Annotated in this window: 13 protein-coding genes, 5 tRNA genes and 1 rRNA gene; 2 read left to right on the top strand and 17 right to left on the bottom strand. The window is 30.7% G+C overall.

The window, feature by feature from the left end:
- Positions 1–6: 6 nt before the first annotated feature.
- The 10 genes from G319_RS0102970 to G319_RS09635 all read right to left on the bottom strand — a co-directional run bounded on the left by G319_RS0102970 (position 7) and on the right by G319_RS09635 (position 7002).
- Positions 7–83, bottom strand: a tRNA-Met gene (locus tag G319_RS0102970).
- Between the two features lie 17 nt (positions 84–100).
- Positions 101–176: transfer RNA gene (locus G319_RS0102965), tRNA-Ala, on the bottom strand.
- A gap of 7 nt (positions 177–183) precedes the next feature.
- Positions 184–260 (bottom strand) — tRNA-Pro (locus tag G319_RS0102960).
- A 55-nt stretch (positions 261–315) separates the two neighbouring features.
- Positions 316–392: transfer RNA gene (locus G319_RS0102955), tRNA-Arg, on the bottom strand.
- Positions 393–581: 189 nt separating this feature from the next.
- A tRNA-Cys gene (locus G319_RS0102950) sits at positions 582–656 on the bottom strand.
- Between the two features lie 82 nt (positions 657–738).
- Entirely contained in the window at positions 739–3777 is a 3039-nt protein-coding gene (gene potCD, locus G319_RS0102945; RefSeq protein WP_026389604.1) for a spermidine/putrescine ABC transporter permease/substrate-binding protein, read from the bottom strand.
- The gene (gene potB / locus G319_RS0102940; RefSeq protein ID WP_026389603.1) at positions 3741–4742 is read right to left on the bottom strand and encodes a spermidine/putrescine ABC transporter permease; all 1002 of its coding nucleotides are present in this window, start codon (positions 4740–4742) and stop codon (positions 3741–3743) included. The genes potCD and potB overlap by 37 nt, the downstream gene beginning before the upstream one ends.
- Positions 4743–4780: 38 nt before the next feature.
- On the bottom strand, positions 4781–5839 hold the full coding sequence (gene potA, locus G319_RS0102935; protein ID WP_026389602.1) for a spermidine/putrescine ABC transporter ATP-binding protein: 1059 nt from the start codon (positions 5837–5839) through the stop codon (positions 4781–4783).
- Positions 5840–5929: 90 nt separating this feature from the next.
- Positions 5930–6064, bottom strand: a complete 135-nt coding sequence (locus G319_RS09640) for a hypothetical protein (protein ID WP_280123370.1) — start codon at positions 6062–6064, stop codon at positions 5930–5932.
- A gap of 104 nt (positions 6065–6168) precedes the next feature.
- On the bottom strand, positions 6169–7002 hold the full coding sequence (locus G319_RS09635; RefSeq protein WP_026389601.1) for an SDR family oxidoreductase: 834 nt from the start codon (positions 7000–7002) through the stop codon (positions 6169–6171).
- A gap of 150 nt (positions 7003–7152) precedes the next feature.
- Here G319_RS09635 and G319_RS04720 point away from each other — a divergent pair, with 150 nt between their 5' ends.
- The gene (locus G319_RS04720; protein WP_051350874.1) at positions 7153–7527 is read left to right on the top strand and encodes a MerR family transcriptional regulator; all 375 of its coding nucleotides are present in this window, start codon (positions 7153–7155) and stop codon (positions 7525–7527) included.
- 20 nt (positions 7528–7547) lie between these two features.
- On the opposite strand, the gene G319_RS0102915 is transcribed toward G319_RS04720, so the two are convergent.
- From G319_RS0102915 to G319_RS09630, 4 genes are all read right to left on the bottom strand, one after another.
- Entirely contained in the window at positions 7548–8534 is a 987-nt protein-coding gene (locus tag G319_RS0102915; RefSeq protein WP_026389600.1) for an aldo/keto reductase, read from the bottom strand.
- A 9-nt stretch (positions 8535–8543) separates the two neighbouring features.
- The gene (locus tag G319_RS0102910) at positions 8544–9185 is read right to left on the bottom strand and encodes an NAD(P)H-binding protein (RefSeq protein ID WP_026389599.1); all 642 of its coding nucleotides are present in this window, start codon (positions 9183–9185) and stop codon (positions 8544–8546) included.
- 110 nt (positions 9186–9295) lie between these two features.
- Entirely contained in the window at positions 9296–9523 is a 228-nt protein-coding gene (locus G319_RS0102905) for a hypothetical protein (RefSeq protein WP_026389598.1), read from the bottom strand.
- 56 nt (positions 9524–9579) lie between these two features.
- Positions 9580–10404 carry a Cof-type HAD-IIB family hydrolase gene (locus tag G319_RS09630; RefSeq protein WP_026389597.1) on the bottom strand — a complete coding sequence of 275 codons (825 nt, stop codon included), beginning with the start codon at positions 10402–10404 and terminating at the stop codon, positions 9580–9582.
- Between the two features lie 110 nt (positions 10405–10514).
- Here G319_RS09630 and G319_RS09625 point away from each other — a divergent pair, with 110 nt between their 5' ends.
- Positions 10515–10880 (top strand): hypothetical protein, encoded by a 366-nt coding sequence (locus G319_RS09625; RefSeq protein WP_026389596.1) that lies wholly within the window; start codon positions 10515–10517, stop codon positions 10878–10880.
- Positions 10881–12211: 1331 nt separating this feature from the next.
- On the opposite strand, the gene trxA is transcribed toward G319_RS09625, so the two are convergent.
- The 3 genes from trxA to rrf form a co-directional block, all read right to left on the bottom strand.
- The gene (gene trxA / locus G319_RS0102890; protein ID WP_026389595.1) at positions 12212–12520 is read right to left on the bottom strand and encodes a thioredoxin; all 309 of its coding nucleotides are present in this window, start codon (positions 12518–12520) and stop codon (positions 12212–12214) included.
- A 13-nt stretch (positions 12521–12533) separates the two neighbouring features.
- Positions 12534–13370, bottom strand: a complete 837-nt coding sequence (locus G319_RS09620; protein ID WP_026389594.1) for a Cof-type HAD-IIB family hydrolase — start codon at positions 13368–13370, stop codon at positions 12534–12536.
- A gap of 108 nt (positions 13371–13478) precedes the next feature.
- Positions 13479–13587, bottom strand: a 5S ribosomal RNA gene (gene rrf / locus G319_RS0102880).
- Positions 13588–13672 lie beyond the last annotated feature (85 nt).

The following is a 13672-nucleotide window of genomic DNA, read 5'->3' as shown; positions in this document are numbered from 1 at the left end:
TAATAATGGTAGCGGGGCCGAGACTTGAACTCGGGACCTTTCGGGTATGAGCCGAACGCTCTAACCAACTGAGCTACCCCGCCAAAAATAAAAATAAAAATGGTGGACCCTAACGGGATCGAACCGTCGACCCCCTGCGTGCAAGGCAGGTGCTCTCCCAGCTGAGCTAAGGGCCCATATAAATGGTCGGGAAGACAGGATTCGAACCTGCGACCCTTCGGTCCCAAACCGAATGCTCTACCAAGCTGAGCCACTTCCCGATATAAATGTTATTTATATGTTTCAATAATAACATTTTTTGGCGTTTCTAATAAATGGTGCGCCCGAAGGGACTCGAACCCCTAACCTTTTGATCCGTAGTCAAACGATCTATCCAATTGATCTACGGGCGCATATATTTGCCTTTGTTATTATTGGCCACCAGTTCCACTACTGGCGACTTTTATATTATAGCAAACTATTTTAAGAAATTACAACATTTTTAATCAAAAAAATATAAATTTTTAAATATCTTTTTTATACGACCTAAAATACTTTAAAAACTAAATAAAAAAAGTGCCAAAGCACTTTATATTTTTAATTGGAGGTACCAGTCGGATTCGAACCGACGATCATGGTGTTGCAGACCAATGCCTTAGCCACTTGGCCATGGTACCATTAAATTACTATATAAGTATAAATGTAATTAACCTAAATTAAAAGTAGATAAAGAAAAAAACCCTTTTAAAGGGTTTTTTATTATCCGAATTTTCCAGAAATAATGTTATTGAATTCATTTACTAGGTAATCATCAGCTGGATTCAATCCATATGCTAATGGTTTATCACCAGTGATAAATGAACCATCTGTTTTAGTAGTAATTGGTTTATAAAGATTTCCATAGTCTTCGTATGTTCCATCTTCTCCAATCATTTCTTCCATTACTTGTCCAAATGGAGAAGCAATTCCTACGTATTCAGTTAAATCATAAGCTTTTTCAGATAAGAAGTTTAAGAATTTATATGCTAAGTCCTGATTTGAACTTTCACTTGAAATAACAGCATTTTCAGAGAAAACATTAGTTGTTTCTCTTCTTCCTGTTTCTTCGTTAAGTTTATTGGGACGTCCGTAAATAAATCTTGTTGTTCCATATTCATCTTGGTCTTCAATATCTTCACCATTGTACACTGTATTTGCGTATGCAGCATCACCATTATACATAACAGCAAAGTCGAAGTTACCTTCTGCAGCTTTAGTAATTAAATCATCTCCATTAAGGGCAACGTTTTTATTTTGAACTAACTTAGCCACTTCTTTTTTAACTTGATCAACTTCTTGTTTTTCTTCAAGGTTAACTTGTTGCAATACTTTTTGAGCACCTAACATGAAAATGTTTTTAGGGTCATTGTTTAACGCAACACGTTTACCGGCTTCAGCAGCATCTCAAAGAATTGATCATGATAGTGAATCAGATTTAATTTCAATTTTAGCTCCATCTTCGTTTTCTACAAATTCAACTCCTCTATCTTCAAGGAATTTGATATTTGATTCAGTTGGTAAAACAATTATTGAAAGATCCCCTCAGAAATAAGGTGAAGCGTAGTCTAAAATAGAACCACTAGCTCCTGAATGATTTTCTTGTTCTTGTTCATCAATTGGGTGAACTTTAGAAGTATTCATTAAATCTAATAATGATGAATCAATTTCCATCGCTTCGTCACGGTCTTCTTCTGATAAGTAGGGATTTAATTCTTGTCCGTTAACAGTTCCGTGAATATTTAGTTTTGAATAATCTAATTTTAATAATCTATTCTCATTTGCAAGTTTTTGTACCATGTAATCACTTGGAACCATAACATCAAATGTAAATGTAAATAATTTATTATATAAAGTTTCATTAGAATCATATTCTTGGTAATTAATTTTTACATCGTATCTTTTCTCGAATTCAGAAATCATACGTGGATCAATGTATTCTCCTCAGTTGGCAACAACTAAGTCATAAATGTTATTCATAACATAAGCTACAGTTAATCCAGTGAAAGCAGCAACTCCTAATAATGTTGCCAACATCACTCTTCAACTTCTAGCGATGAATCCTTTTGTATGTGATACTTCATCAGGATTTGATGGGAATAGTTTTTCTCTAACTATATCTACTTTGTTTTTTACTTTAGCAATAGTACTTTCCTTGTTAGCAATTTTTTTCATATAAATTGCATGTTCAGATTTTAAGAAATCATTTTTTTCATTAATTAATTCTTGTGTAAGTAAAATATCATTTGATTTTGAAATTTTACTATCAAATCTACGTGTGATTGAGCGACGTGTATATAAAGATTTTTCCAACTCATCTGATTTTAAAGTTAACTCTGAAACGTAGTTGTAATGTAAATCACGAACTTCTTTTAATTTTTCAGTTAACATTCTTAATTTGTAATGGTTTTTACCTTCTTCAACTTCAATTTTTCAATCTTCAAGATCTTTAATTTTTCTATTATATCAAGCAATAGTTTTCTTGCTTGGTTGATCTTCGTTTTTAAGTTCTTTTTGCAGATCTTTAATTTGTTTTTGAATTTTTTTAACTTTAATCGCTGCCTTAGCATCACGATCTTTCATTCATTCGATTTCCTCTTCTAGGAATTCTACTTTGTCTTGTAATTTTTCAATTTGAATGGAAATCTTGGCAGCTTTTTTAACATCAAGTTTTTCTTTTTCTAATTGTTTAATTAATTGACGCATTTTTTTGTTTGCTTTTTTCAATCTTGATTCATAACGTTTCTCTTTAGAAATTTCTGATTTCAATTTATATTGTCTTCATTCAAGTTTAGCAATCTTAGCATCATAGTTTTTCATTGTAGCTATTTTAATACGTAGTTTTAGCCAGTAATATTTTGCTCACAGTGAAATTCTGCGAGATCTTCTGATTTCTGTTTTAGTAGATGCTGCTAAATATAATTCATCCAACTCTTTATTAAGTCTTTGAATTTTTTTAGCTTTGTAGAAACCTTTTTTAATTTGGTCTTCAGTTTGTAAACGTTTTTGTTTAACTACTGTAATTGCATTTCAAGCGATAATAGATAAAACAATAACTCCAACTAGAATTGTTCCGAAGGCAAAAATAAATGGTTTGATTTTTTTAGCAGTATAAATAAATGTTGAGACGTTAGTTTGATTTCCCCCAGTGAAGTAAGAAATAATAAAATCGTCAAAACTCATAGCAAAAGCAATCGCTGTTGCTGTAATAATTGCTGGTTTTAAAATTGGTAATATAACTTTAAATAATACATGTAATGGTTTGGCACCTAAATCCATAGATGCTTCAACCAGTGATTTATCAATTTTTCTTAAACGTGGCATTACTGTTATTAAAACGTAAGGCACGTTGAATGATACGTGGGCCATGATTAATGTTCCTAGACCAAATTTAAATCCTGATAATAAGAAAATAATCATTAATGATACAGCTGTAACTACATCAGCATTGATTAATGGGATGTTTGCCACTCCAAATCATGATGATTGTGTTACTCTTTTAGTTCTACTTAACCCAATAGCAGCCATTGTTCCGATCACAACTGACACCGCAGTTGAAATTACGGCAACAAATAATGAAGTGATGATTGATTTGATGAATGGTGAGTTATGAATAAACTCATCGTATCATTTGAAATCAAATCCTGATCATGAAGTTGTTGTACTTCCAGCGTTGAATGAAAAAATTACCATTACAACGATTGGAATGTAAATAAAGGCCATTATTATTGCGAAGTAACTACCTTTGAAGAATCTTTTCATTTTTTCTTCCCTTTCATTTCAAATTTATTACTAAACATTCTGATGATAAACATTAACGCAAAAATCATAATTGCAAGAACTACTGATATTGCAGCTCCGAATCCGAAATCATTCCCTTTGAAGAAATAAGATTCGATAACTGATGATATCAGGTTAACTTTTCCATCCCCTAGATAGTGAACAACAATAAGTGATGTTGCAGCTTGCACTATAACTAATGAGAATCCAGTTAGAACTCCTGGCATTGATGATCTGAATGTAATTGTTCAGAATGTTTTAAATTTTGATGCACCTAAATCTTGTGATGCTTCTTCTAAATCGATTTGACGTGATTCTAGTGAATCATAAATCGGTGTAATTGCAAATGGTAAGAACATATATACCATTCCAATAATAATAGTGATTGGCATACCAATCATTGTCGGACTTAATAAGTAAAATACTGTTTGCAATCCCAATACTTTTAAAAGCATAGAAATTCAAATTGGCATTGTTACTAACACTCACATATTTTGTGCAAGTATTTTTGATCGCATTTGCGCCATCATTAGTGCAATTGGATAACCAATTACAACACATATTAATGAAGCAATTAGAGCATAAGCTACAGATAATAGCAGAGCTATCATAATATTCGAACTCGTGAACATCTTTATGAAGTTTTTAAGTGTAGCTTCAATCATAATTGAGTTACCTGTTGGTTGAATAATTGCGTAAAATATAATCGCTACCAACGGTAAGATAATTAAAAAAATCATAACTATGAAAAACGGTAACAAGATTGGTCAAACTTTTCCTTTTGAAAAGTTGAATAATCTTGTTTTGCTCAATCGCTTGTTGATATCAGAAATTTTCATTCTAACTTTACGACGATTTTGTTGAGAGTTTTGTTCATCAATAGCTTCTTCAAGTTCTTCTTGGTTAAACTCTAAATTTGTTTCAACAATTTCTTGTTTCTTTTTCATTAATACATCCTCCTATTCTATTTCTATTTTAGTTAAGATTAATTATCAATCTCTTTTCACATTACGTGAATATCTTCTACATTTCATTTAATTGAAACTTTTTGTCCAATTTCATATTGGTCAGTTGTATGAACTAATCATTGACGACCTTTTGTAGTTTTAATAGTTACATCGAAGTGAACACCCTTAAAAATTGATTCAACAACTTCACCATTAAAGAAACCAATGTTTGGTTTTCTAATATCAATATCTTCTGGACGAATAACAATATCAATACTTGTTTCATCGGTACCAAAGTTTGTATCCATACAGTTTAGAGTTTTTCCATCAAAAGCAACTTTATTATCTTCTAAGAAAATACCATCAGAAATAATATTTGATGAACCTACGAAATTTGCTACTCAGTAGTTTTCTGGTTCATTATAAATTTCTTCTGGAGTTCCAATTTGTTGAATTGAACCATTGTTCATAACAACAATTCTGTCACTCATTGATAAAGCTTCCTCTTGATCGTGAGAAACCATGATAAATGTAATTCCAATTTCTCTTTGCAGACGTTTTAATTCATCTTGCATAGTTTTTCTTAATTGAACATCTAATGCTGCCATTGGTTCATCTAATAAAAGAACTCTTGGTTTCATAACAAGTGCTCTAGCGATAGCTACACGTTGTTTTTGTCCCCCTGATAAATCAGTTACTTTTTTATCTTCGAAACCTTCTAGACCAACTTGTCTAATTTGTTTCATTACTTCACGTTCAATCATGTCTTTTTTAGTCTTTTTAGCACGTAATCCGAATGCTATGTTATCAAACACATTAAGATGTGGGAATAAGGCATATGATTGGAAAATAGTGTTAATTTGACGTTTGTTGATTGAGATAGGTAATAAATCTTTACCCTCGAAAAATACTTGACCACTGTTTGGTTTTTCAAAACCACCAATAATTCTAAGTGTTGTTGTTTTACCGCAACCAGAAGGTCCTAATAAAGTAATAAACTCTCCTTCGTGGATGTTAAAGTTAATACCTTTTAAAACAACTTTCCCGTCGTAATCTTTTGTAATATTTCTAATTTCTATAATGTTATTATTTTCCATTTTATTCTCTCCTTTAAAAATTAGATTAGCTTATAAAGCTTTTAATGTTTAAGCATGACAAAATAGAAGTCTTATTTAATTTTAAGACTTCTACTTCAGGGAGAGTGATTCAGTTTCTAAGACAATTTCATGTCTTTCAGTACGAGTGATCGCTACATCAAGTCATTCTAAAATTAGATATTGATCTCTATTTGAAAGATTTTTAAAATTCATTAAATTTGACATAGTTTTCACCCCTTTTCCCATTGAATTAATTTTATAACATTTTGAAACAAAAATGTATTTTTAAACATAAAAAAAGATGTTAGCAAAACTAACATCTTTTTTGATTATTTTTCATAATCTAAGGGTCTTCCAAGATATTCAAAATCCTTCATTTCTTTTTGTCATTTTTCGATTCTATTGTTGGCACCAGAATAAGCTCATTCCCCGAAGAAAATGTACTCTACATTTAAATCATCTTCAACAATTTTGATTAATGCATCCATTGCTTTATAAGGGTCTCCTGTTTGCTTGTGATTATTTTCATCTCAAGTATCATTTTCCTTGTTGAAACCTTCAGCATAAGCTGGATTACCCGTTGTAATAACAGCTTTGGAATCACGTTCCAAGAAATCTGTGTTAAATGGGCCAGGCAATATTGAAGTTACCTTAATATTGAATTGTGATAATTCAGGTGCTAAAGCATCTGTAAATCCATCTACTGCAAATTTTGTTGCATTATATGCACTTCAATAAGGTACTCCAACAAAACCAGCTATTGAAGAGATGTTAATTATTCTTCCCGCATTTTGTTCTCTCATGATTGGCAATACATTTCTAATTGTATTGAATGTCCCGAATACATTGACATCAAATACGGCTCTCATATCTTTATCACTAACTTCTTCAAAAGCACCGATAACTCCATATCCAGCATTGTTAACCAAAACATCAATTCTATTGAATCTTCTTTTTGTTTCATGTAATGCATTGATAACTTGTTTTTCATCTGCAAGGTCTTTAACTTCCAAGCCTAAAAATCCATCATTTTTGATATCATCAAATGCTGATAAGTTTCTTGAGGTTGCAGCCACTAATTGTCCTTGTTCTAATAATTTTTTAACTAAGATATTTCCGAAACCTTTACTGGCTCCTGTTATAAATCAAACTTTTTGTTCCATAGTTTATTTCTCCTTTTTTTATATCTTAAAATGATAATAAAAGATTAAACCTACTTTAAGGCAAGTACAAAATTCAAAAAGTTTAAAAACCCTTGCCTTAAAGTAGGTTTAATCTTATAGAATATAGTTAGAAATACAAATGAGGTTATTATGGAAAATAAATATTACTTAAAAGACATTGCTGAAAAATTCAATGTCCCAGAATATCTATTGAGATATTATGACGAAAAAGGTGTTATAAATAAATTTAGACGAGATGATAATGGATACCGTTATATGTTAGAAGCTGATTTAGGTTTCGTAAATACTGTTCTGTGTCTTAAAAAAACCAGTATGCCATTAAAGGAAATCATCACATATATTGAATTAGTTGATCAAGGTGAATCCACTTTAAAACAAAGACAGGAAATGATTCTAAAACAAGAAAAAGTTGTTTTGGAAAAACAAAAAGATCTACAAGATCAGTTAGATTTCATCACATACAAAAAAGGCTTTTATGAAAGACTATTAAATGATAAAAAATAGATCTTAGGATCTATTTTTCTTTATTTATCGATATGTTTTTCATTGGCTTCAGAATATCTGTGACCTAGAATTTCAATATGATCTAAACGTTCTTTAATATCATTTAATTCTTGTTTTGTAAAAGTAATATTTGCTGCACTATTATTTTCAATAACTCTTTCAATTTTTTTAGTACCTGGAATTGGAACTATTCATTCTCCTTGCGCTAATACTCACCCAATTGCGATTGCCGCTGGTGTTGTATCTTTAGCAACTGCTAACTCTTTAACAAATTCCACTAACTTCATGTTTGCTGCCAGATAATCAGGATTATTAAATCTTGGAATTGTGTTTCTGAAATCACCTTCACCAAACATTTCACCTGGTTTCACAGTACCTGTTAAGAACCCTTTCCCTAATGGACTAAATGGAACAAGTCCTATCCCTAGTTCTTTTAATGTATCAAAGATTTTAGTTTCCGGTTCTCTTCAAAACATTGAGTATTCACTTTGTACTGCAGTCATGGGACATATGGCATGGGCACGACGAATTGTGCTAGCTGATGCTTCACTTAATCCTCAATGTTTAATTTTCCCAGTTTCAATAAGTTCTTTCATGACAATTGCCACTTCTTCAATTGGAACATTTGGATCAACTCTATGTTGGTAGAATAAATCTATATAAGAAGTTTGTAATCTTTTTAGACTTCCTTCAACTGCTCTTAAAATATTTTCTTTGGTGCTATCAACACCAACATTTTTACCATCAACAAATTTAAAACCAAATTTAGTAGCGATAACAACTTCTGATCTAATGTCTTTGAAAGCTTCTCCTAATAATTCTTCATTCTCAAATGGTCCATAAACTTCAGCTGTATCGAAAAAAGTTACACCTTGTTTGTGAGCATCTCTTAAAAATTTAACAGCTTCTTCTCTTGTTGGGAATGGTGGGAATGACATACTTAATCCCATACATCCAAGTCCTATTTCTGATACTTCTAATCCTTTTCCTAAAATTCTTGTTTTCATAATTTCCTCCTAATAGAAACTTGGTTTTGCAAAATCAGTATCAGGTTCTCCAACTCCGATATTTGTATTTTTAAACCTTTCTTTGTTTTCAATGATATCTTCAATTAGTTTTGCAACTGCTTGTCTTGTTACTTGAGCACCATAGAATGGTTCTCCCTTTTGGGTTAAGACATAATCTTCATTACCTTCTTGGTTGTATAATCAAGTAATTCTTAATACTGTGTAATCAATGCCACTATTTTCCAGAAGTTCAGCAGTTTTTAAATATGAACTTTCGGGATTATAGTCCCCAAGCATACTTTTATTTCATTTTCCAAACTCGCCTGGCACTTCGTCATAAATACCCAATACATTAGCACCAATCATTTTTTTAACTTGGGTATTTTTAGAAGCTTCAATTATTGAGTTAATATTTGAATAACTTCTCATTTCATTGATGTAAATAACATCAACGTCATCTTTAATGATGTTGTGTAATTTTTCAGTTTCATTAAAATCACCATCAATAATTGTTATGTTATTTTCGTGATTACTTAAACGCTTGTTGGCGTTTCTCGCATATAGCACAATTTCATTTTCTGAATTTTTAACTAAACGTTTAGTCAAGACTTTTGAAATCTGCCCGGCTGCTCCCAATATTAATATTTTCATATTAATCCCTCATTTCTTTATCTACTTATATTGTAAAAGGTTAAAGTTACTTTAATGCAAGCGATATTTTAGTAAATAAAAAATAGATTAGAAAATCTATTTTACTTTTATTAATCTACTCATTCAATGAAAATCATTTTATGAAATACTTTTGAATAAACTGCTAATACATTAGTAGTTTTTGTTTCTAAACTAATGTTGGCTGTGAAATGAACTAATTCAGCTTCTTGATCACCCAAAATATTGATTGAATTTATATTTGTCACATCTTGAGGTAAATATTTATATTCTGATAAACATTCTTGAATTTCATCCACTAAGTTTTTATTTTGTTCCATGGTTTTGAACCCCTATCTTAATACCTAAGTATTAGTTTATATTTTTATTATAAAACTTATTTGAAAACTTTTTCAAATAAGTATTCTCCAACTCCACCTTGTTCACAAGTTGTAGTTATTGCATCTGCATGTGTTTTTACGTAATCTTTAGCATTACCCATGGCAACTCCATGTCCAGCTCATTTAATTGCTTCAATATCATTTTCACCATCACCGAAGTAGATTACATCTTCTTGGTTGATACCCAATTTAGCAATTATACATTCTAAACCTTTGGCCTTATCGACACCTTTGGGTAAGACTTCAATATTTTGGCGTGAATCACTAACATAACTAAATGCAAAAGCGTTATAACCCTTTTCTTCAACTATTTTTCGTAACTCTATCATTTTAGTTTTCTTTCCGAAAAGTAAAAATTTAGTAATCGGTGCCACAAGACTTTCTGTTTCTTTATAAAAAATTGATTTACGACTTGAGCGATATTTCATAAAACACGACATAAAACTAAAACGTTTATTTGTATATGCAATTTTTTCATCTTGTGTATATGCATAGACAGTTACTTTAAAACGTTTTGCTAATGCAAAGATTCAATTAGACTCTTTATCTTCATACGTAATTGTATATTCAATATTTACCTTACCATCTTTTTCGAAAGTGAAAACTTGAGCACCATTTTGAGATACAAATGGAATACCAGTATTCATCATATTAAGTTCTGCTGCTACATTTGTAATTGTTGATATATTTCGTCCAGTCGCGATCACAACCGGGATATTTAATTCTTGCGCTTTTAGAATAGCTTCTTTTGTTTTAGGGTGGACATTTTTACCATGAGGGAATAAAGTTCCATCAACATCAACTGCGATTAATTTATACATAAGGTACCTCATTTTCTTATGTTTATTATAACAAAATAAAAATCTTAATTTTAGACACAAAGCATTTAATATTTAGTATCATTAATAAGATGAATTAGGAGACATATTATATGGATATTAAAGAATTAATCGCAGCTGCTCAAAGTTGTGAAGTTAATATTATTGAAATCATTAACGAAGATGCTGAAAGTGATGCTGAATTCAAAGAATTAGCAATCGAAGATATTCAACACATTTCTACTCTTTTCAGAACATTTTTATTAGAAATGGAAAAAGCCGGAGATCCAATTGAATCTTTATGATTTAAAGCTTCAAAGTTGACTTATGACTACATCGATAATGAAACAGTTTATGAATTAGGTGAAGATGCAGAAGCTGAAACTGTTGAAGATATCAAAACATTTAGATTCCAAGTTTTAGAATTCTATGCTGGATTCTTTGATGAATTTACAGATTTGACAAACGAAGTTGAATAACAAAAAAAAGAAAGAGGCGTCCCTCTTTCTTTTTTTATAGCGCATTGCCAATTCTATGACGATAGAATTAAGTTTTAATTTAAATATTAAGTTTTGTTTTATTTATATTAAGAGTCACAGGTATCTGTTACTCATCTTGGTAATAAGAATATTTTCATCATATTATCACCAACTTTCTGTTGATAAATAGTTCAATGTTTTCAGTGTTTATAAATATTTTACGAGAATATTTTTTGGACTTTACCTTGTATAAACCTTGCTGTAATCCTTAGATGTCCATTGACTTCTTTATCTGTTTTTCTTAGCCTTTAAAATTATTTACTAAGATGTTTTATCAGGTTACTACCGCTCATCTTGGTAGTAAGAAAATTAATTTATTTGTTTTCATATTTACCACCTCTTCCTCGATGATTTTCATATCTGGAAAATGCTTGAATTAATAATTTACTAAGTTATTTTTTGGACTTTACCATGAATCCTAAACATTTATTAGTAATCAGATACTCTTACCATCATTTCTCTAGGCTTTTGTTTGTGAACCCTAGATTGTTTTATTTGGTAATCTCAACTCACGGTGAGTTGATGTAAATTGCTTTAATCATATTTATCACCCCTTTGTGATTGACAAATAGTTCAATGTTTTCAGTGTTTATAAATATTTTACGAGAATATTTTTTGGACTTTACCTTGTATAAACCTTGCTGTAATCCTTAGATGTCCATTGACTTCTTTATCATTACTCTAAGCTTGGTATGGATCCTTAGAATGTTTTGTTAGGTTTTTTCAACTCACGGTGAGTTGATGTAAATTGCTTTAATCATATTTATCACCCCTTTGTGATTGACAAATAGTTCAATGTTTTCAGTGTTTATAAATATTTTACGAGAATATTTTTTGGACTTAACCTTGTATAAACCTTGCTGTAATCCTTGGATGTCTAATGACTTCTTCACCAATTGTTCTAGGCTTTTATTTACTATCAGATCCCTAGAATGTCTTATTTGGTTGTTTCAATTCACTTTGGATAAATGAATATTAGCTTGTTCATGTTACCACCTCTATTCTTTTTTTAATTATTATTTTATTAAGTTTATTTTTGTTTTATTCATTTCATTATTTGAATTTATATTGTATTTTAGATATTTTTATTTTCCCTATAAACGCACTTCTCAGAAATGAATAATGATGATGTTACCATGATTATCTACCTCCTCTTGAAGTTATCTACTTCTTACTTTCATCTTACCCCAAATAAAAAATTTGTCAAATTTTTTTTAAAAGTTTTTTATAAATAAAAAAATAACCCCTAAAGGGGTTATAAGTTTTTGGTACTATTTAACAAATTCTTCTAATTGGTTTGGTGCCATAAATCCAACATGTTTTTTAGCTTGTTGTCCATCTTTAAACATCATTAATGATGGGATAGACATGATTTGGAATTCAACAGCGATGTCTTGGTTTAAATCAACATCAACATCTAAGAATTTCACATCTTCAGTTTTTGCAGCTAATTCTTTAACTAGCGGCATTAGCATTTTACATGGACCACATCATGTAGCGTTAAAGTCTACCATAACATTTCCTTCTTTTACTAATTCTTCAAATTGTGCTTTTGAAGTTACTTTGATCATTTCAGCCATAGTTTTTATCTCCTTATTTTTTTAAAATATTGTCGTAGATGTAGTTCGCAACTCCATCATTGTCATTAGTATCTTTTGTAATGTCTTGAGCAATATCAATTAATTGTGGAATGGCATTTTGTAATGCAACTCCATTGTCAACTGCTTCAAACATTGGGAAGTCATTTGGACCATCCCCAAAAGCATAAGTTGTTACCTCATCAGTAATACCTAAGTATTCTTTGATAACCTTTACAGCATTACCCTTACTAATGTTTTTTGGACATACTTCGATAACTCTTTCTGTATATACATGAATATCTGCATCGCTACCAAATTTGTTTTTGATATCTAAAATCGCAGCTTCAGATTCAGCTTTTGTTGTACCTTTTTTAAGAACAATTGTCATGTGTGAAATTGGATCTTCAATTTCTTCAGGAGTACTTGCTACAACGTAGTCAGTACCCATCATTTGTGCTCAATATAGTGACATTTTACCTTCATTAAAAACGTAAGTAGTTTCATCTCCATAGAAGTGAACTTTCGCTTTATAAGTCCCGTAAAAAGTATTGAATACAGCATTAACTAAATCTTCTGATAAGAATTCATTTAGTATTCATGTATTATTTTTAAAGTCAAAAATTTGTGACCCATTATTACCGGCAATAATTCCACCAAGTTTATCTAAACCTAAACGTTTAGCTTGATCAAGAACATCTTTTGTTGCTCTCGCTGTAATCGGAATTAACATCATATCTTGTGCTGCTAAATCCTTTACCACTTGTTTAGTTCTTTTAGAAAAATAGTGGTTATCCCTCAATAGAGTTGAATCTAAATCTGAGAATATAATTGATTTACCTTTATAGTTCATAAATAGTCTCCCTTTCTGACTTACATAGATTATACATCATTAGTTATCAAAACTAAACATTCCAAAAGAACATAAAAAAAAGAACCCTTTCGGATTCTCTTTTAGTTGAACTGGCAACTCGCTATCTTCTCACTTACGCAATATTGTCGCCGTAATAGAGCTTAACTTCTGTGTTCGGAATGGGAACAGGTGTGACCTCTATGCTATTATCACCAGATCTTGGTTTGTCGATTATTCTTTGAAAACTGAATACTAGATTGAAAAATATATATTTTAAATGTGCGTTGAGTAATAGATTTTAT

This window comes from Tullyiplasma multilocale ATCC 49900, from assembly GCF_000483165.1.
GTDB classification, from domain to species: domain Bacteria; phylum Bacillota_I; class Bacilli_A; order Mycoplasmatales; family Mycoplasmataceae; genus Tullyiplasma; species Tullyiplasma multilocale.
The sequence above is the reverse complement of the archived record's forward strand: the minus strand, read 5'-3'. Positions and strand labels throughout refer to the sequence as shown.